We start from the raw sequence: 20227 nt of genomic DNA, 5'->3' as shown, positions 1-20227 counted from the left end.
CTCAGCTTGTGCGAGCCATTAGGCATATAAGCTTTTCATTGACGTTTCATCTCACATTGTGCACATATTTAATTAGGTGTTATTAAGAACTAACAGTGCTTGTATCGCTTCATCTATTAGTTTTAATTGTTCAACTTATATAAGATTCCTTGTATGCTGCTTTTAACTTCGTGTGAGTTTCCTAGTTTTTTCACTCTTTGAATGAAATCCAAATACATAATTGCAAAAACATCTTCCACCATAACTAACTCATTTTCCAAGTATGGTTCTAAATCATGAAGGAGAACTTCCCCGCGATATAATTCTTGCTCCTTTATCAAAATTTCTAAGTATGCCATTTGCTCTTCTTTTACTTCTTCAATTTCTTCATATTCAAAGCTAAAAACATTTGTTGAGATAGGCCGTAGAATTTTTTTTTCAGCTTTTTTACGATTCTGACCCAATGATCTTTTTTCATTGGCTAAAAATTTAGCTGCTATTTCGTGTTCTCCTCCTGTTTGCACTTGAAACAAGAAATCGTCATATAACATGTAAATCAGCTCAGCGATATTAAAGGAAGTAGGAACCTTATCTCCATACGCAATTTTCATGTCTTCAACAAATACCTGACCACGCAAATATTCGTAGTATGGTATTTTAATGGTTAGCTTTTTCTTATAAGTCTTAATAAATTGAAAAAAAGTTCTTGTCATTGAGGAGCCGTTCAACCTACCTAGTAAGATATCATATTCACTGTACGATCTCTTCAAGTGAGCCGCCCCTTTCTAGCCAAAGTACAACTGAATAAACAATACAATAAACAGTTCTTCTCTCAGATAGTCTGTGTCGAATGGAAAGCCCATACGGACCAGCTAATTCTGTATATTCACTTTCTTCTAATGGGCGAACATGCATATATCCTTGCTTGTCTGTATAATCTGCAGACCAATTAATGATGTGCTGATGATTAAGCCCATAACGTAGCAACATTGTATTGAATTTAGTTTGGGTAAGACGTTCATTTGTGTGAGGTTTATAAAGTCTTGTTGCCTGTTTACAGAGGGTTTGAAGCTTCATATGAAGGATCTGTGTAGTTACAAACTTAATGTCATGAGTTTTGTCTGAACGAGTTTTTCGAGTTGCTTTAGACGATGTAGCTTTTACTGTCTTTTCACTTGAATCATTATTGCGTTTTGAAAATATAGGATTAATATACTTCACTTCCCCACTTCTCCCCTCAATTATTTCAATTTATCTCTAGGGCATTTGTCCATTTGGACACCCTTTTCTTTAATATAGGATGGAGGGAAGAGTTTTAGAACATATTTTAGTATATTTTAAAAGGAACTTGTCCAAGATGGAGATATATAGATTGATATTGGAGGATGAAAATATGTCGGATAAAATAAAAAAAGATAATATTAAATGGATACAAGCTTCTAGTAAAAAAGCAAAGAAAGCCGGAGTAAAGTTACTTAGTGTAAAAACAAAATAAAGAATGGATTCCGTTTTAACGGAGTCCATTCTTTATTTTGTTCTCGAATAATGAAGTTCTTTAATTACAATAAAGTCGTTTAAGGAGTATCTTCTTTATGTTATAGCCCAAGATGTGTACTTTTTTCTTCACCTGGACGCCTTGTTAGAGGATAAACTCCACAAATACTGGAGTAAATAGGAAGCCATTATCGGTATAGCCTCTCCCTTTTAATTTACAACGAAGTACAGGCTCTATATAGGTAAACTTCTTATCTTCATTAATAATTAATTGAGAGACAATATTAAAAAAGGCAACTTTTTGCTCTCTAGTCAAACCAAACTCTACAATACCGAGCGGTCGCATTATTCCTGTTAATTCATCTCTTTCAGAACATAAGAGCCCAAATTTATCGTTTCGATATCCTGTTATCCATGCTTCCTCCACATACGTCCAAGAGATAATTTTTATCCAATCGCCTTTAGTAGATCTTTTCCCTACAAGGTAGCGACTCTCAAGTCTTTTACTTACGATCCCCTCCTGCTGCCGCTCTTCTACTTCTTGAAAAAGTGAGATGCCATCCGTCAATCGGTAGTCAACCATCTTTGTATGAGGATTCATTACAAAATGTTTTTCGAGCAATTCTTTTCTTTGTGTAAGGGGCAAATGAGTCATTTGTTGGCCCTCCCACCTTAATACATCAAACACCATAAATGTAGAAGGATTCAACAAGACTGCTTCTTCTATTTTTCGATTATTTGAAAGACGGAATCGGTTCATTACCTTAGAAAAGTTATCCCTTCCTTTATGGAAGCAAACTAATTCACCGTCCAATATTGAATCATTGGGCAGACCGGTTATAACGACCTCTGGAAATTTTTTTGTTATTTGTGTTCTATGTCGAGTAAATAATTCTACATGTCCATTCGCATTTTTGGTGTAAATGAGGCGGATTCCATTAAATTTAACTTCATGGAGGTATGCTGGATCGGAAAATGGTTCATATGGTTCGTGCTTACTAAACGTCTCTAATAACATCGGATATAAAAAAATGGTGCAGACCTCCAAAGGGTTTTCCTTTATTTATAAACAATTCCCATGAAAAATATCCAATAACTTTCAATTTATATGCCCACAAAGTCTGGTATTTCATTTAAAAGTATCGAGCTTCTTAAATTTATCCTTTATCATATTGAATATATAAAACAATAAAATTTTAAAGAGGTGGCATTATGGATGAAAAAAAATTCTTAAGAACAATGATAGAGACATTGAAATGGGATGGCGATGATTACGAAGAGAAAGAAAAAATGCTGAGTATTTTGCGATATGCGGAAATAGAATTTGAAAAAACAACAACTTTTACAAGAAAGCATTATCAGTGTTATGAAGATATAGCTATTCGAGTTAGAATACCTATGTTGAAAGATGCAAAAAAATTAATCCAATCTTTTAAAAAATTAGTAACTTACATATATAAAGAGACTAAAGAATATGATTTAGGAAATGTGCTTATAAGACCTAAATTCGTTGAAGGTCAAGATATCGAAATTGTAGAACATTCTGTAGCATTTGAAGAGATTAGAGAGGAAATCATACAAGGTATCCGTATTGCAAAATATGTTATTTGGGTGTCTGTTGCATGGTTTACAGACAAAGTAATCTACGAAGAACTTTTAGCTAAGAAAAAAGAAGGTGTACAAGTTAGAATTATTACTTCAGACGCATCTAATAATAATAAATTAAAAGCTGAGTTAATAAGTGATTTTAATGCCTTATTTGTTCCTGGATTTGGAGCATATGGAAACAACCTTGTTCATAATAAATTTTGTATTGTAGATTTTGAATTTGTAATGCATGGATCATATAATTGGACTTATGCTGCTGAATATAATGATGAAACTTGGATTACTTCAATAGATAAAGAACTTGTTGCTGAATTTTCAGAGGAATTCAAGAAGTTATATATTAAATATATTTAATATAATTAAATAAAAAACATGGTGATTCGTATCGGAATTCGCCATGTTTTTTTTCTTATACCGAATCAAACCATTAATAAATAGTTGTTTTCTTCTTTCTTATTGCATCATCAATCCAAAGATATATAAATAAAGAAACTATAGGTAAGAATTGTGCAATGCAAGAAATAAAAAGTGGTAAACCATTTAACCAAGCAAATAATAAGGTAACAAAGCGAATAATTAATCCTATTAAAAGCATTTTTATTCCCATATGACGTGGCAACGGATTAGCATAAGTATGAGTTAAAATAGGTACACCTTTCAAAGTAAAAAAACAAGAAAGCAAATAAAGAAAAGTTAGAACTATCGAAATAATAGTTATCATAATCATCTCCTTTATGGAGAAATTTCATCCTACATATTGTTTGACGTAATTTCTTATTATAGTTTATTTATAATGAAACATATCTAGTATGAATTGTGGTAAGTTTCCTAGTATATAAGTTTCAAACTAAATGCACTGAATTTTTAGGAGCCTTTGGGTACTTTCTACTTTCCCAAGAGTGCGTTCTTCTGATTTCTAAATCACTAATTAAGAAATAATCATAATGAATTTGTTCGCTTCCTATTGGATCATCCCATGTGCAATCTAGATGAAACCAATCGCCATTGACTTTTACCATATTCCAAGCATGTGCTGCTCTTGTTCCTAATTGCTTAACTTTCGCCTCACCTCGAATGATGAGTGTTTCTACACCGATTTCGTTCAACAAGCGGTAGGCCAGTTGTGCATATCCTTGACAAACAGTTCGTCTTTTCACCAACGCAGCATAAGCAGTGTATTCTGTAAGCGATTGATCATAATCTACATGTTGGACAATGAAATCATGAATGAATTTAACTTTTTGGGGTGCGGATACATGCATTGGAACGGTTTTAATGATCTCACTTATTTTGCGATCGACTATTAATTCTTGTTCTTTTGTTGTTTGATACAACATTTTAATATCGATTGTATTATGTCCGTTCAGATAAGAAATTTGATATTCTTGTGAACTAATGGAACGCTCTAAATAGTGATCTTTATGTAGAATCTGTTCAAAAGCAAACTGAATCACTTTTTGAGCTTGTTTCATGCTCATATTATTTAGATTTATTTGAAATGATGAAAGTCGATTAATTAGTTTTTCATACAGAGTTTGCTCAATTCCTGAAAACTGATAAGGATACGATTGTAAGGGCACCATCTCTGTTGAATGAGTCGGTTCATATACAGATAACCCATAATCCTTGCAAACATCCGCTAATCCTCCATAAAAACCGCTTCCAACCGGATTGATTTTCCAATGGTCTTGATAACGATATAATTCAAATAAAATCAATGCTGTTTCATTTGAAAAAGGACCGTTCATTGTAAATGAAAGAATTGGTGAATTGTCACCGTTTCGAATTTGTAAATGAACCATTGAAATGTATTGAAAAGTTTGTTTAGTATGAGCGGATTCGTGGATTGTTAATACAAAAGAAACTTTCTGAATAGACTTTGATACACAAGCTAAATTCACTTTGAACTGCTCTTTTTGTATTAAAGTAGGATTCAGCCGAATAACGGATTGATCAGATGATGACGGATTGTTGTAAAAAATCATATTTGAATCTTGATGAACCAGTCCATCTCCTTCTAATAAAAAGGCAGAAACATCCATATCATAATTTGCCGGTGCACTCCATCCTATATCAATATCCAAATTATTTATAGAAGATTCGATTGGGTATTTTTCTCCTTTTTTTAATAGCTTCATTCCCAGTCCCTCTCTTTTTCTGTTTATTTATCTACATAAAGTATAATCCTTTAAATTTAAATACGCTTTACGCGTCCATTAAATTTTTCCTTCCAATATCCCCCATCAAGATTCGCTATTGCTACTCCTGTTGAACCCTGGGCTCCTATAAACTCACCATCACCTAAATAAATCCCTACATGACCATCCTTCTTATATGTATCAAAAAATACTAAGTCACCTGGCATCATCTCATTTGGATTTATAGCAGTCCCTAAATGTTTTAGAGTATCTGTAGTGACAGAGGTTCGATCTCCTAAATCTATCCCGGCTTGAGAAAATACCCAATGAACAAAGCTGGAACAGTCAAAACGACCATTGTTAATATCATAAGTATTTCTACCGCCCCCAAACACGTACACAGAGTTTCCAATCCATTGATTACCGATTGTTGTTATATCTTTTTGGGTGTAAGAAGTATTGCTCATGTTTTTATAACGCTCGGCTCGTTTGTTTACTTCTCGAACATACCAATCCGCGTGATTATAATGCCATATAGCTTTGTTTGGATCAGCAGAGAAGTTATGTCGGGCTAAATAATTTGCAGCTGAAGCAATACTATCTGGTATACTCCATGGGTCACTTTTACCATCATTGTCAAAATCTACGCCAAAACCGTTTCCCGATTGGATTACAGCTGGATCTGTTATATCAAGGTCAGGTGAAACCGCTCCACCGCCAATATCGAATTTATACCCTACCCAACTGCTAGGGAGAAACTGCATATGTCCAATAGCACCCTTATTAGAAACCATAGAAGCCATCGTAGAATGGTTGGTTTCAATACTATGAAGCGCAGCCAAATAATACCACGGGATATTATAAGCATCACCTGCGGCTTGATAATATTGCATATATTGCAAAGGCGCTCCTTGATTCGAATCGGAATAAGAAGGCTCACCAATACTTGATTGTATAGATTGTTGGTATTGCTTTTGAGTCTCTAATGAACTTTGTTGATTGGATAAGTCCAAATTTTGTATTTCCAATGAATTAATCTTATTGGTTAGTTCTTCTTTCTTATTAACTAGGTTAGTCATTAGCCGTTCTTGCTCCGCTTTTTGCTCATTTATGATGGAACGAATCTCTTCATAAGCCGCCTTTTTTTCAGCTAACCCTTGATGTTTTTCAGTTAATGTAAATTTATGATCAGAAAATTTATTATTTTTTTCTTCATAATCTATTAGAAGAAGTTGATCCGATTTAATAATAGTTGCAATAGCTTCAAATCGTGTAATAAAGTCAGTAAAGCTTTTAGAGCCTAGTATCACTTCTAAATACGAAGCGTTTCCCCCCTGCTCTTGTAAAATAGACATTCGCTTATTGATTAATTCTTTACTTCTAGTAAGTTGTGTTTCTATATCTGTTAAATCGGCTCCTACAACCTGAATTTCAGATTCTAGGCGACTCATTTGCTTCTCAATCTCTAAATATAAATCCTCATTATCCTTTACTGCTTCTATGATTTGTGCAATTCTTCTTTCTATTTGTGATTGTTCAAGTTCTAAATTCTTAATAAGGAATTCAAATTCTTCTATACTTTTTTGATTGGTCTCTTTTGTTTCTTCAATTTTATTAATTTGAGATTCTAAGGTTTCCCCGCTTATTAATTGTGGACTGAACCCCAAGCTACTTAGAGAAATAGCTAAACTTGCCAATATAATACCTTTTGTTTTCATATTAGATTCCCCCTATTATTTAAATCGAATATTTAAGAGATTTAACACACAAAAAAACCCCACAAGTATGCACGAGTGCATGAACCTTGTGGGGTGTTCCCATTCAATTCTTGATATAATACAAATATTATATCATAATTTACCAGTATTTCTCTATGGATTTCATTATGATTATCGTTATAAATGGAAAAATATGTAGTTTTCATTTGACAAATTACCTACAAATACATCATAATATAATATAACATTATATTTTTAAAGGGAGGGATTGCATGTTTGCAGATTATTTATGGTATTTAGGAGCTAAGCAACAATATAACATGGCAAAATCCCAAGGATTAGCAGGCTTAATAGGGCTATTATCAGTTGTTTTATTTGTATGGAAATGGGATGAATGGTTTCTGCCAATCGTTGACAAGTTAGGCTTGGTTGATTTTGCTGAAAGGATAGGAATCGTTCATGGTTTAGGGGCTATAACAGTCATGAATGTAATTTTTATCACGTATATATTTATTTTATTCATTCTTGCCCTTGTTTTTATAGGCTTTTTAGTAGGTTTATTACTTCTTATGGTTGGGCACTCAAAAATTGGATGGACAATAATCATGATATTAACTACTCCTTTATGGCTACCATCTGCTATCATTTATAAGAGGAATATTGTGGCTAGATCTTTAACAAGTACGTATCAAAAAGATAAAGAACTACAGCCTCTTTTGCAAAAATACAAAGACTTACCTACGGTTGAAAAACAATTTGAATTGTACATAGAACAGATTAAACGTATAGATAACACATGCACCGTTCAATCTAGTAGAGATAAAAAATTCGCAAAAAAAATTCTTTTCAGAGCTGTATCAGCAGTTAAAGAAGATACAAACTGGTTAATAGCCTTGGATCAAAAAACTCAAAAATTACATTTATTGTTTCCAAACCCTCTGCCCCAATTTGGTTCACGTTCATTCTATTCTCCACAAGAGAAAGAAATAGGTCTTTATGGGATCATTTCGCAATGTTGGGATGCTAAAGAAGATATGGCACCTGTACCATATTACCATTCTGACCATTACGTCCCTTCCATGGAAATTGAAGTGAACTGGGTAAATGGAGAATTGGAATTACATATAGTTAAAAGTGAAATTAAACCTTTTAACATTTTGTTTTTAGGTAAGTTCTATCATATTCAAGGTATGAAAATACAATCCTTTTATAGAGAGACATTAAAATTAAACCCAGTAATTATTCAAGCATTAAATAAAGCACATGTAGCTTACTATGTCTTGCAAATCGCTTATAAAGATACAATGTACAATGAAGATGAAGCTTTACAGTTATATCTAGAAGAAAGTAAACATGTTGCAAACGGTGAAGCTCTCTTCCCTTTATATGCTGCTGATGTTGAAGAAGAAATTCAGGAACATGCGGAAAATGGAGAAAGCTGGGCTATAGAATGGTTAAAAAGGGTGGAATCTAATTGGTAAGGAAACGCGGAGATGTATTAATATCAGATGAAGAACTGTTGAAAATAGCTGAAGAACATAAAGATAAAATTACAAGTGTGAATAAGTGGAATCAATACGCAAAGGAGAATAAACTCCCCCATTCGCAAACATTCATTTTACGCTTCGGTAGTTGGAATGACTTGAAAGCAAAGTTAAACCTTGAAACAAATCGTCAGCATCGTCCTTTTAAATATGGAGTTGAAGAATTAAAAAGCATTTTAAAGGAACATAGTAAGGAATATACGAGTATTAATCATTGGAATCAATATGCAATCGAACATAAATTACCTACTCATAGTGTCTTTGAAAGACATTTAGGACTCCTAATGCTAGAGGAGCTAACACCTTTTAGAGATAGGGTATCAAAGGAAAATTTGAAAGATGTAATACTAATGCATTTTCCTGATTCACCTCCTACTATGACAGAATGGACAATGGTAGCAAAAGATATGGGACTTCCCTCTACATCAACGATTACAAGGTGTTTCGGAAAGTGGAAAGATATGAAAGAATATATATATAGACCTAAATGATGCACTTTTAACTGATTAGGAATTTTAAAAGAACTAAAACAAGACTCCCCTTTGTTTATTACTTAAGGTTCTCTTTAAGAAGCGGAATGTTTAGTACAAAAATAGATCAATAAACTAAAAAACTCAATAAAATTATTGATGTAAGAAAGCAGAATATAGAAGAAGCACCATTCAAAATTCCTAAATCAAAGCCTTTAGATGATTAAGTTAAAACTATTAAAGAACATAGAAATAGATAAACCAGTCTGGACTTGCCAGTTTCATATTAAAACTAGGTTGTTAGTGGCAAATCCAGCGTGACAAATTGCACCCCATCGTAGGATTCTAAAGATAAGGGAGTGGGGGTAATGGAAAATAAGGTCTGTACAGTATGCAATACATCCAAATCACATTTTAATTTTAAGGGTGATCATCCTGATATTTGCGATTCATGTGATAAAGTTGCTTATGAAAAAAAGCAGAATAAGCTATTAGGATGTATTCTTGTTTGGTTATTATTTTTTATCGTTATGCCCATATTTGGATGGCTTTTCTTAGATTGGGATATCTCTAATGATGATGTAGGGTGCATGAATCGATTTTTCGAATGCGAATAAAAAAGAACGTCTAAGATATTATGTGTGTTCCAACAAAGCGGAAAACTACTAATTCTTAGACGTTCTTATTTTATATCCCCGAACCTTCTATCTTATTCGAAAGTATCTTCAAATACCGTCCGTATAGTTGATAAAGGCGTATCAATTTGATAATAATCATTTTCATCGATTTCTTTTTCATCATGAGTATGCCCATGAAATGACTTTAATGAAAATGGTATAGAAATACTCTCTCTGGTACTATACGAAAATGTTATTTTCCCCGTAGTTAATTCTTCTTTGTATTTACCAATATCAAATTGAAAGCTTATAGATTGAAAATCACCATTTTGATTAATTAATTCCATTGTATCTAACAAATAATCTAAACGCGAAACCCCATCTAAATCCTCAATTATCAATGCAGAATTTGTAAAGGCGCTATAAAATATATCGGGGTCATTTAGAACCAAACCGGAATGTAATAAGTCGAAAGGAAACTGCTTTGGATTAGATACCACTTCATTATCTAAGGTTACTTCAATTAATTCCATAGTTGTAGGTAACTTATTTGCAATAAAGGTTTCCATTATTATTTGTTCAGATTGCGCATGCTTCAAATGTTTAGCGATATCTGATTCTACAACTTGTGCTTCTGTTACTTTTTTCTCTTTATCGATGATTAATAGAATGAACACACACAAGATTAAGCATATAGATACTGATATCAATAATTTATTTTTGGTAATATTCATTCTTACTCTCCCATTTACAGTGGAATCAACAATGCTGGATTTATTACATTCTTTTTCTGTTGTTTAGAGCCTTTATGTAACTCAAAATGTAAATGGATCCCTGTAGAACTTCCACTTGTACCCATTATTCCAAGTAATTGACCTTGAGTTACAGTTTGTCCTTGTTGGACAGATACGGATTTGAAATGTGCATACACCGCTTCATAAGTTTGTCCACCTACTGTGTGTTTTACATACACATGATTTCCGAATCCACCTCCGCAGGAGCTCCCATAATAACCTTTTGCAGGACAACCAGTAATAGATCTAGTCACGACACCGTCTGCAGCTGCTACGATTGGTGTCTTATCAGAGGTTTTACCAAAATCAATTCCATAGTGCATTTTACTTCCTAGTTTTCTATATCCGTAAGGACTAGTCACTGTACCCGCAGTCGGTCTCATAAATGTACCAGGAGCTAAAGGTGGTACACTACCGGAATCTGGTGTATATAAGGCTTCATTTTTAAACTGTTCAGCGGCATTTTTTATTTTAGTAACATACCAGTCCGCATGATTATATGCATAGATTGCCTTATCCACATTATTTGAAAAACCACTTTTACTGAGGTAGTAAGCCGTTGTGAAAACTGCATCTTCGATTTCCCATGGAGAAGCGATCCCATTCCCATTTCCATCTCGTCCATAACCACCGTATTTTTTTATTTGTGCCGGGTTATACTTTATAGTATCAGGTATATTTGGCCCTCCATTTGAACCTTTACAGGAAGGGTACGACCAGCCCAGCCAAGTACAGGGCATAAACTGTGTGTGTCCTTCTGCACCCGCGCTTGATAGCATAGTAGGATGGGTTGAAAAGCCAGTTTCGATATAATGAAACGCAGCTAAATAATACCAATCTACTTTATATTTTTGCTGTGCATTTAAATAGTGTTGCATAAATGCAGTCGGAACTCCTGCTCCAGGAGTGACTGTGCCAGAGAAACCAATCATTGAACCACCTTCTAACCATTCTGAATAACGGATTTCGCCTCCAGTAGCGGCAAACAGTGCTTCAACCATTAGTAAATCTTGATCTCCATAGTCAAAAGGATCTCCAGATAAAACACGTACATAGTATGAATAATCTTCTGTAACAATTTCTTCTTCTGATTGTGTATGTTCTCTTGTTTTTGTTGTAGTAACAGTTTCAACGGTTACACTTTCTTTGGTTATATTTCCTTCAGCATCAACAACATCTTTGGTTGTAGTTGATGTAGAGGTAGATGAGCTCACTTTCCAGTCTGTAATCAGCGGTGTATAGATGAATTCAACTTGTTGGTTCCATGACTCTACATGTTCTAACTTCGATACCTGACTTTTTTGTAAATTAGTACTGGTGCTACAGCTGGTTTGTCCATCTGTAGTTGTACAGGTTGTTGTCTCGGTTTCAATAGCTTGATCTAGAGTTACGTACTGGAAGACAGGTTTTAGAGCATTCACCATCACTTCCGCTGCTTCTTTAGGAGATTCATCCCGTTCATAAGATTCGTAGATTTGTAGAGCTGAAATTACAAGTCCTAAAGGTACCTTGTAAGGTAGTTGCTCAGGTTTAGATGAATCAACAGAATTGTCTACAAGAACAGTGACATACTCTTGTAATTCTTTTGCTTCTCCCGTTAAACTTTCATTTGCTCCCCCTACTCCAGTAAAAATCATGGTAGTAGCCAAATAGATCATAAACAGTAGTAAGAGGCCACCAACAATACCCAGGATATAAGGTAATCCAATAGAACCTAAAAAGCCAAGTAAAGCTTTCCCAGCAGCCAATAGTGCTTTTGCAGCTACTTTAGCTGCTGCTTTAACTGCTTTTTTCATTAACGCTTTTGCTTTTTGTTTGATAACTTTCTTGGCTTTGTCTTTGGCTATTTGTTTAATAAGGGATTCTTGTTCTTCGTTATTTTGTGCCATTCAATCACCCCAATAGCCCTTGTTTACGTCGTACTACGTCCATTTGTTGTCGTTTACTAAGCGTTTTTTGAACACGTATAGTGTCTCTTGAAGGTAGTAGTGTACCAAAGGTTTGTGAGGAGTAATAAGGCTCCGTTTCTAAAGTGCCTTCCTCTGTTTGTAGAGCAGATTGAACAGCAATTGAATTTGGAATTGGATTAGCTGGCTTCAAAACATTATGATGAATTTTCATCGGTATTTGTCTACTATCTTCCGCATTCATTCTGGTATCACCCGCATAATAAGGAGATACACGATAGGTCATACCATCTTTTTGTGCAGTAACATATTGGCGATCCTTTTCTAAAATGACTTGAACATTTCCCATACCACTTGTTTTAAGGTCTTCGAGAAAAAAGTTCCCATTATCTACAAATTGACTATATGAAGGAATTTCTGGACGATCTGTAGCCTTATGGAAATCACTTATTCTTGGACTACCTAATAGTTCATTTGGATTGCTGGCAATAACCATGCTAGATGGGACCTTCGCCCCTCCACTATCCAATCGGTAGGTTGATGATTGTCCATTTTTAGAAGGACTAGCTACTAAACGGTCTCCTTGCATGTCTAAATCCTGATAGACAACGTCTCCTTTACTCATTCCACTATGTCCAGACCCGAGACGAGAAACCACTTGAGTTGAACCTGTTTTCGTTCTTACCTCAATATAAGATTCGTTAGGTGTGGTTACTTGTCGGATAGCTCCCGGTGCAACCACCTTATTTCCATTGTCATCTATTGTTGTTTGAGCCATTTGTAAGACTTCTGAAGGTGCATAAATAGCTTCTTGTACACGATCTTTTAAAGGAGAAAAGCGCGCGGCCGCCGACTTTGCAACTTTGTAACCAGTTGCCCCAAACAGTGCACCAGCTACATAACCCGCACCGTTTTGAATATTATTTTGTGCTTGTACAGCTCCACCTGCTCGATCAATGATATGATTCATGCCAGTGTTATAACTATCACTACTTGCCTCCATGAATCCTTGAATATGGGAGGCTATTCCATTCATTCCGGAGGTAGCAGCAGTATATGAAGCAGTAGCTTGCATTCCGGCTAAATTAACAGCTTCACCAACTGTTTTTAAACCCTTTACAGCGCTTGGTAATCCACTCGCCCCACTTACATATTGAACAGCTTGGTGTCCCAGATTTCTCAATCCTGTCAAATTACCTGTGCTTAATGAAGCACCAGCTGATTCAGCACTATCCTTGTACATACCTAAATTTGCTTGATGGACAGATTCCTTATTTTGATTCCAAGCTTCCAGTGCGTCCCCTTTTGACATTCCGTTACTCATTTGATCTTGAATAAAGGCTTGTCCCATACTCTTCGTTTTTGCACTAGCCATTTGACTAGCAAGATATAATGCATTAGGTTTCCCGTTGGGTTGTAATACCGAAGCACCTTGAACATGTGCCACCGCTTCAGATGCTGCTTGTGAGAGTGTATCAACATTACCAACCCCAGGAATGCCTCCAATTTGTGAAGATAAATTATCATTAAACTTCGCCATACTTATAGGTTCTTGAGCGTCAGCGCCCATAGACGAAACAATTTGTCTCCCTTTTTCTGCAAAAGCATTTCGCATTTGTCCTTTTTTTGCTAAAAATGCGCTATTTCTACGTGTAGCAAAGGCTTCATCACTTTCACCTGCTTGCTGTGGATGAGTATTGGAGTATTCATCATTAAAAGATTGTAAATTATCGTTTGCCCATTGATTCGCCATTGCATTTGATGATGCTGAAACTAAAGAACTTCCACTTGCATTTTTGCCATCATTTGCTTGAGCAGCTGCAAAATTTGCCTTTGCACTGCTATGAAATCCAGCGCGTTTTTGAGCTTCAACCTGTTGATAATGACCTGCTAATTCACTCTCACTAGCGTCAGGAAATCTCTCTCTCAAACCAGCCATAACTGAATCTCTATTTTCGTCAGCCCAACTAGCAGTTTCACGATTTGCGATTTCATTTGCGAATGAATCACTAAAGTCACCTTGCTTTTTCAATTTATCAGCATTGGCTAAAAGAGCCTCTTGTCCAGCTTGATGACGAGCTTGAAGTCCATGGATACCGGCCGCTCCTCCGCGACCAATTGCGCCACCTACAGCGCCTCCAAGTTCAGAGCCAGCAGTTGCACCTATCATTGCTCCTACTGGTCCAAGTGGGGATCCTGCAATAGAACCTGCCATACCGAAAACAGCTTTACCGGCTTTACTTGTAATTTCACCCGCTTTTAGCATTTTTTCAGCGAGAGTAGTCGTCCCATTATCTCCTCCAGGTGTAGCTCCAATAGTATTTTTTAATTCAGAATCCTCACTTGTACCGTTTTTCTTATCTTTAACTCCTGAATATGCACCTTTTAATGCTCCCATTACGCTCTTATCTCCTAATGAACCTTTGACAGCACCATACATACCGGATAATCCAGCCATTCCAAGCATAGATCCTGCTTTAGCAAGTCCTCCTTGCATGTCACCACCTAACATAGGTATTAATCTGCGTACTGATTCACTAATTGGGATAAAGATTAGATAAACGATCACTGTTTCAATAAATCCACTTGAAGTAGCTGATAAAATAGCAATTGTCCAAAAAACAAAGGCATGGATAGATTGGATAGCAATAGAGCCAATCAATTCTTTAAACCATGCCCCAGTTATTTCTTTTGTCTTAGGGTTTAACCAAAAAGCCATCATGATTGGACCTAAAGCCATTAATATGAGAAGGGTAACTTTACGCATCAAATAATAAAAATTTGCCCATAAGGTTAAGCCCACTAATATCAATTGAATGAATATGTATCCGATTACTCCAGATGTTTCCTCTGAACGTTCTTCATTAAGTTTATCAAGGTTACTTTCATAAGCTCCCCCAAATAAATTGGTCACACTTTGATTTATAGTAAATAATAAATCATAGAGAGTAGGAAGGTTAAATAAGACTATTCCTACTAATAATAGATCTTTAAAAAACTCTATAGTTTCGTTCCTTCGACTTGGATTTAATGGAGCGCCTGCAATTCGCATTCCTGCTATCACAATTAGAGAAACAATTAAAAAACCGGTTAGAGTAAGCATGGTATAATATAACGGACTTAACCCATCGGTTAAATCTGATGGCCTAAAAGTTCCCCAAACCAACTCACCCTTCTCACTTTTTCCATAAACCAAATCTTTAAGAAGACTTAGACCTGTAAATGGCTCTATTAAGCTATCAAATAGAAATTTTATGATACTCTCGAAAATTTCTATGAGCTTGTCGGAAACTAATGACAAATAAATTACCTCCCTTCTTTTTATTGATATAGTTGTTGGTTAAAAGCTTTTCGTTTAAGGTGTTCATTTAATACAGCATTATTACTTTCAATAAATATAAGTTCGTCTTCAGTAGGATCAGTTTTTAAATGAACGGAAGAACGTCCTGAACGTAAAATGCCTTCTCCTTTATCAGGGTTCTGGAAAAGAATATTAATTTCTCCCTGTGATAAATCAAAATTTTCTTCGATAAGTTTTAAATCAATCTTATTTTGCTTAAGGAAAAAGAAAGTATGTGTATTTTGTAAAACCCCACGAGCTTTCTTTGATTCTAGAATTCTCACAAAATCTTGACTTGCTATTCTAAGTCCCGCATTCCTTTTTCGAGCTCTCCTTGCTACTTTTTCTGCGAATGAAACAGTTTGATCTGAGTCTACCATCGTCCAAAATTCATCGGCATACACTATTTTTTTCTTGTCCTCATTATCCGAATTTTTTACAAAATACTCCCATATATAATTTAGGATGACATGATAAGCGATTGGCCGTAAGAATCCTTCTTCCATTTGAGATATATTGAAATTTACGAGCCTAGCAGAGTGCATATCAGCATCAATATTGGGACCCAGATTTGTTTGTCCATCGAAGATTGGCTTAGAACCATCCATTAAAAATGGACGAATGGCCGCAATTAGTCGTTCTGCTTTATACTCTTTACTATACTTCTCTGTTAAATATTGATAGGCATCTGTTAATGTTGGTTCTGGTTTACGAACTTTTGATTGAATAATTTTGCCGTTTTCTTCTTTTACGGTATGTTCATAGAGAGAATCAGGGTTCGTGGAGTAACCTGCCTTTTCTGTATACAGATATTTAAGTGTCTCTTCAACATAATTTCGTTCAAAAACATCTAGTCCATTATCTTCTTGGTTTTTGCCCCTACAGATAATATCAAAGAATCCTAAACCTTCATTTATTTTTTCACGGATAGGAACGAAGGAAATATACTTTTTCCCATTTTTTTCAATAATTTTTCTTTCATCTGTTTCATCAAGTAGTTCTAATTCTTCATCCTGTTCTTTTAAATACGGAATATTTGATACATTAATAGCAAGAGGATTTATTATAATAGCGCTCTCTTCATGTAAATCTAAATTGACACCGCCTAATCTTTTAGTAATCTTCGAAAATTCTCCCTCGACATCTATTAATCTTGAAAAAACAGCAAGTCCAGTAGTTTCACGTGATAATAGCATTTTCATTAGAAGTGATTTACCAGAACCTGATACACCAAAAATAGCCATATTATAATTATCAGGAGGATGTTCATAAGTTCCAAATGCATTATAGAATTCTTTTTGCCCAGTTATTTGATTTTTTCCAATAGGAATCCCCCCATTGAACTTTCCACTTCCTGAAATAAATGGTGCAAAGGTTGATAGTGAGCGTCGATCTAAATTTCGTAAACTATCTTTAATTTCGTTCTCTGATAAAGGTGTTACAGAACGGAATCCCTTTTTTACTCTTCCCCATGTTGCAGCTAATTTAAAGAATAGGGAACTCATTTCATCTTCAATACTTTCACTGAACTTATCTAATTCACGTTCGCTATTGGCATATAAGGTTCCTAATACGGATACATGATATGAATCGTTGTCACTGAATTGTATTTCTTCCATTAAGACATGTGTATCTCCAATCTTAGTTTGGAGATCTTGTATTTGGTCTTGATTACCGCGGGCAACTTGAAAACTCATGTTTGATTTTAAAATGGTATCTTGCTTTTGAAGCATACGGATTGCATCGCTTCTAGGAATCTTATGAATGTCAATCATGACGTCTATCTCTCCACTGGAAGTTAGAGAATTAAGCCAAGTTGTTTTCATCTTTCGAGGATAACCATCACGGGTTATATAGAATGGACGAAAATATGTTTTCGTACCTAAAGATTGTTTAATAATCCCGTAATCGTCAGAGGAACGATGAATCCCTAATCCTTCAGGGGCGATAACATCCCATATATCAGGTTTCATATTGATTGCAAGTTTATCTTCGGGTATAGGAGTTTCAATCAACTCTGTTGATTCCTGCTGTTTCTTCTTCTTCTTTAGCATTACTCATTTCCCCTTTCACTAATGTTATTTGGCTGGCACTTTGGTCAGCAGTTACATACAATGCTAGCTGCTCTTTGTTTTCTATATCTTTATATTGGTTTTTTACTGCTTTTCTTCGATTAAATGTATAATAAAGAACTTCACTTATTCCGTCTGTTGTTAGGAGGTCTACTCTCATATCAGCTTTTCTAAGTTGAGACCTAGCGGTTGAGACTCTCCTATATAGTTCATTGAAGGCTTTCTCAAGGATTTTTTCTTCTAATTCATCCTGATCATTCGCTTTTATATCCTTTTGATCGATTTTATAGTCAAAAATAAGGAATCGTTTAAGTTCAAAACGTGGTTGAGATCTTTGCCAGTTGATTAAATCCTCAATCATTTTTTGTCCATACTCATAGGCAAGGGGAGGTAAATCATCCTCTTCCTCCATAACTTTTTGAATGGCTTCAATAGGTTCTGCTAAATCGATAAAACGATTTTGAAGATATTGTCTGACAGGATAATTAATTTGGGCCAACCATGTTTCGTATATTGCATCTACCGCTTCTTGTTCTGATTGGTCCAATAAATAATAGTTAACTGGGTCTACCTCCGCCATCATTGAAAATGTATAATCACTATGATGAATCATGTGATTTTCAATCTTTAAGATGTGAGGAAAAAATTCCTTGAAAGGAACGGCTTCCTCTTCATCTAAGGGTGAGTCATTTTTTTTATTCTTTTTTGCACCCTTATTATTCACTGGTTGATATTGATGTCGTTGAGTTTTCTTATCTTTCCATGGCAAGATGGGCTCTTTTAAAATTATTCGTGAAATAACATATATACATAATCCGACTATTACTAGAAAAATTATATCTTTCATGGGTGAGAGAGCTCCTTTCTATCTAATTACCTTTTCTCCAGCTTCCATACTGTGATTTTCTTTGAAGCTTAATAAAATAATAAAAATCTCGATTCATGTTATATTTTGCAACTTTGGTGAATCCAAAGAAAAAAACAATTGCTACGATAGGTGCTGCTGAGAAAAGAGCGACAAGAGCACCTACTAATGTTCCGAATCTGGAAAACAGATTAAATATCACTGGAACATAGCTGTATAAAATTAATCCACCTATTGCTAGGTAAACAAGATGTCGTTTAGATAAAATACCAAGTATTTCTTTTTGTTCACTTGACATGTCTACTGGAACTTTTGAAATCCTCATCTAGCTCAGATCCTTTTATTTATATTTTAAAAAACACCTTCTTCTAAAGTAGAAAGAAGGTGTTTTTCAATTTTTAATTTAGGTTTAAGCACCAAGACCAGTAGCCCAGCCAGCGATATCGTATGCTTTGAAAATTATATAAGCTCCGACTAAAACTAAGGAGAGCTTAATAAATCCTTCTGTCCTTTTTTGTGGGTTTCCACCGCTTCCTGCTAATGTCATTCCACCCCATACCAACATGCCTACAATCCAGAAACCTCCAAGTGCCATAACGAAATAAACTACACCATTCAAATCTTTATAAACCCCATCCATTTTACCCGTATTGGTGATACCAGATTCTTTAAGTGCATTAGTAACATTGGCACCTTCAGCTGCTACTTCATTCGGACTCGTTATAAAAATAAAAGAAAACAAAATCATCAGTGTTGCTAAAATCCCAACATATTTTTTCATTTCTATCCTCCTTAAAGTTGGTGATTTTTTCAAAAAACGCGAAAAAACCCCATTCTGTTCACGAATCGGCGTAATTATACGCATCTTTCATGAACAGAATGGGGTATTCCCAGTCGAATTATATTAAATTCATCGCACTTCTATGATAATGCAAAAGTCTAATAAAGTGCAAGTGGTTTTTACCTATACGAAGGAAAGGATACAATTTTTTGGTAGTTTAGTAATATATCCATGCTGATTAGAATATAGACTAATAAAGATGAGTATAATATATTGAAACTTTTAATTACAAAAACAAAAACTAATACATTACATAGTAAGTTGTTTTATTCTGTTTTATTTATTTGTTTTAATGTTTTACTTGTTTTAATTGTTTTAGGGTGTCTAAAAATGTTGAATTACCAAGGCTTATAGACAATAAACTATCACTAATTTTACGTGAACTATCACTAATTTTACTCGTACTATCACTTTTTCTACGAAATAAATCACTTTTTTTACTACAAACTATCACTAATTTTACTCGAACTATCACCTCTTTTACTAAGTATCACAAATTTTACTCCAGCTATCATCTTTTCTCCAAGTATCACTAATTCAAGGCGAATTATCACTAAATTTACTCTTAAGTATCGCTAATTTTACGCACTATCCTACTTTTTCTTAAATTTCACTAATTGTAGGAGAAATATCACTGAATTTACTCTTAAGTATCACTAATTCAAGGTGAACTATCACTAATTTTACTCTTAAGTATCACTAATTTTACGCACTATCCTACTTTTTTCTTAAATTTCACTAATTGAAGGAGAAATATCACTGAATTTACTCTTAAGTATCACTAATTCAAGGTGAACTATCACTAAATGAAGGCGAACTAATCACTAATTTTACGCACTA

Annotated in this window: 17 protein-coding genes; 4 read left to right on the top strand and 13 right to left on the bottom strand. The window is 34.7% G+C overall.

The annotated features are described in order from the left end of the window. Positions 1-122: 122 nt before the first annotated feature. The 3 genes from V179_RS0125515 to V179_RS0125500 form a co-directional block, all read right to left on the bottom strand. Complete coding sequence (locus V179_RS0125515; protein WP_152534827.1) at positions 123-749, bottom strand: hypothetical protein; 627 nt, start codon at positions 747-749, stop codon at positions 123-125. Continuing rightward, positions 730-1200: a hypothetical protein gene (locus V179_RS0125510; protein ID WP_028393973.1), complete on the bottom strand. Its 471-nt coding sequence runs from the start codon at positions 1198-1200 to the stop codon at positions 730-732. Before V179_RS0125510 ends, V179_RS0125515 begins: the two co-directional genes overlap by 20 nt. A gap of 418 nt (positions 1201-1618) precedes the next feature. Beyond that, on the bottom strand, positions 1619-2521 hold the full coding sequence (locus V179_RS0125500) for an ATP-dependent DNA ligase (RefSeq protein WP_152534826.1): 903 nt from the start codon (positions 2519-2521) through the stop codon (positions 1619-1621). A gap of 164 nt (positions 2522-2685) precedes the next feature. Between V179_RS0125500 and V179_RS0125495 the strand changes: the two genes are divergently transcribed. Then, entirely contained in the window at positions 2686-3435 is a 750-nt protein-coding gene (locus V179_RS0125495; RefSeq protein WP_028393971.1) for a phospholipase D-like domain-containing protein, read from the top strand. Between the two features lie 73 nt (positions 3436-3508). Here the strand turns inward: V179_RS0125495 and V179_RS0125490 are convergent, their stop codons facing one another. From V179_RS0125490 to V179_RS30880, 3 genes are all read right to left on the bottom strand, one after another. Beyond that, positions 3509-3802 (bottom strand): hypothetical protein, encoded by a 294-nt coding sequence (locus V179_RS0125490; protein ID WP_028393970.1) that lies wholly within the window; start codon positions 3800-3802, stop codon positions 3509-3511. Positions 3803-3923: 121 nt separating this feature from the next. Further along, a complete protein-coding gene (locus V179_RS0125485; RefSeq protein WP_028393969.1) occupies positions 3924-5219 on the bottom strand; it encodes a TerD family protein in 1296 nt (431 codons plus the stop codon). Positions 5220-5275: 56 nt separating this feature from the next. Further along, on the bottom strand, positions 5276-6937 hold the full coding sequence (locus V179_RS30880) for a C40 family peptidase (RefSeq protein WP_028393968.1): 1662 nt from the start codon (positions 6935-6937) through the stop codon (positions 5276-5278). 272 nt (positions 6938-7209) lie between these two features. Here V179_RS30880 and V179_RS0125475 point away from each other — a divergent pair, with 272 nt between their 5' ends. From V179_RS0125475 to V179_RS0125465, 3 genes are all read left to right on the top strand, one after another. Then, positions 7210-8418 (top strand): hypothetical protein, encoded by a 1209-nt coding sequence (locus V179_RS0125475; protein ID WP_028393967.1) that lies wholly within the window; start codon positions 7210-7212, stop codon positions 8416-8418. Further along, positions 8412-8972, top strand: coding sequence for a hypothetical protein (locus tag V179_RS0125470; RefSeq protein WP_028393966.1), 561 nt, complete (start codon positions 8412-8414; stop codon positions 8970-8972). The genes V179_RS0125475 and V179_RS0125470 overlap by 7 nt, the downstream gene beginning before the upstream one ends. Before the next feature lie 347 nt (positions 8973-9319). Then, the gene (locus V179_RS0125465; RefSeq protein WP_028393965.1) at positions 9320-9568 is read left to right on the top strand and encodes a hypothetical protein; all 249 of its coding nucleotides are present in this window, start codon (positions 9320-9322) and stop codon (positions 9566-9568) included. A 92-nt stretch (positions 9569-9660) separates the two neighbouring features. On the opposite strand, the gene V179_RS0125460 is transcribed toward V179_RS0125465, so the two are convergent. The 7 genes from V179_RS0125460 to V179_RS28795 all read right to left on the bottom strand — a co-directional run bounded on the left by V179_RS0125460 (position 9661) and on the right by V179_RS28795 (position 19327). Beyond that, positions 9661-10302: a hypothetical protein gene (locus V179_RS0125460; RefSeq protein ID WP_028393964.1), complete on the bottom strand. Its 642-nt coding sequence runs from the start codon at positions 10300-10302 to the stop codon at positions 9661-9663. A gap of 14 nt (positions 10303-10316) precedes the next feature. Continuing rightward, positions 10317-12251, bottom strand: coding sequence for a peptidoglycan DD-metalloendopeptidase family protein (locus V179_RS29400; RefSeq protein ID WP_051405146.1), 1935 nt, complete (start codon positions 12249-12251; stop codon positions 10317-10319). A gap of 4 nt (positions 12252-12255) precedes the next feature. After that, positions 12256-15570: a type IV secretion system protein gene (locus tag V179_RS0125450; protein WP_028393963.1), complete on the bottom strand. Its 3315-nt coding sequence runs from the start codon at positions 15568-15570 to the stop codon at positions 12256-12258. A 20-nt stretch (positions 15571-15590) separates the two neighbouring features. Continuing rightward, on the bottom strand, positions 15591-17663 hold the full coding sequence (locus V179_RS0125445; protein WP_028393962.1) for a VirB4 family type IV secretion system protein: 2073 nt from the start codon (positions 17661-17663) through the stop codon (positions 15591-15593). Continuing rightward, on the bottom strand, positions 17617-18528 hold the full coding sequence (locus tag V179_RS0125440; protein ID WP_028393961.1) for a hypothetical protein: 912 nt from the start codon (positions 18526-18528) through the stop codon (positions 17617-17619). Before V179_RS0125440 ends, V179_RS0125445 begins: the two co-directional genes overlap by 47 nt. Positions 18529-18550: 22 nt before the next feature. Then, positions 18551-18871, bottom strand: a complete 321-nt coding sequence (locus V179_RS0125435; protein ID WP_028393960.1) for a PrgI family protein — start codon at positions 18869-18871, stop codon at positions 18551-18553. Between the two features lie 84 nt (positions 18872-18955). Next, positions 18956-19327 (bottom strand): hypothetical protein, encoded by a 372-nt coding sequence (locus tag V179_RS28795; protein ID WP_051405145.1) that lies wholly within the window; start codon positions 19325-19327, stop codon positions 18956-18958. Between the last annotated feature and the right edge of the window lie 900 nt (positions 19328-20227).

The organism is Bacillus cihuensis (assembly GCF_000504145.1).
GTDB classification, from domain to species: domain Bacteria; phylum Bacillota; class Bacilli; order Bacillales; family DSM-1321; genus Peribacillus; species Peribacillus huizhouensis.
Note: the sequence above shows the minus strand (reverse complement) of the source record. Positions and strands in the feature narration are given on the sequence as shown.

Excerpts from the sequence above, each read along its gene's own strand:
- V179_RS29400 (WP_051405146.1), bottom strand. The coding sequence starts at position 12,251 with ATGGCACAAAATAACGAAGAACAAGAATCCCTTATTAAACAAATAGCC.
- V179_RS0125490 (WP_028393970.1), bottom strand. The coding sequence starts at position 3,802 with ATGATAACTATTATTTCGATAGTTCTAACTTTTCTTTATTTGCTTTCT.
- V179_RS0125475 (WP_028393967.1), top strand. The coding sequence starts at position 7,210 with ATGTTTGCAGATTATTTATGGTATTTAGGAGCTAAGCAACAATATAAC.
- V179_RS0125445 (WP_028393962.1), bottom strand. The coding sequence starts at position 17,663 with ATGCTAAAGAAGAAGAAGAAACAGCAGGAATCAACAGAGTTGATTGAA.
- V179_RS0125435 (WP_028393960.1), bottom strand. The coding sequence starts at position 18,871 with ATGAGGATTTCAAAAGTTCCAGTAGACATGTCAAGTGAACAAAAAGAA.
- V179_RS0125495 (WP_028393971.1), top strand. The coding sequence starts at position 2,686 with ATGGATGAAAAAAAATTCTTAAGAACAATGATAGAGACATTGAAATGG.
- V179_RS0125460 (WP_028393964.1), bottom strand. The coding sequence starts at position 10,302 with ATGAATATTACCAAAAATAAATTATTGATATCAGTATCTATATGCTTA.
- V179_RS0125485 (WP_028393969.1), bottom strand. The coding sequence starts at position 5,219 with ATGAAGCTATTAAAAAAAGGAGAAAAATACCCAATCGAATCTTCTATA.
- V179_RS0125440 (WP_028393961.1), bottom strand. The coding sequence starts at position 18,528 with ATGAAAGATATAATTTTTCTAGTAATAGTCGGATTATGTATATATGTT.
- V179_RS30880 (WP_028393968.1), bottom strand. The coding sequence starts at position 6,937 with ATGAAAACAAAAGGTATTATATTGGCAAGTTTAGCTATTTCTCTAAGT.
- V179_RS28795 (WP_051405145.1), bottom strand. The coding sequence starts at position 19,327 with ATGAAAAAATATGTTGGGATTTTAGCAACACTGATGATTTTGTTTTCT.
- V179_RS0125465 (WP_028393965.1), top strand. The coding sequence starts at position 9,320 with ATGGAAAATAAGGTCTGTACAGTATGCAATACATCCAAATCACATTTT.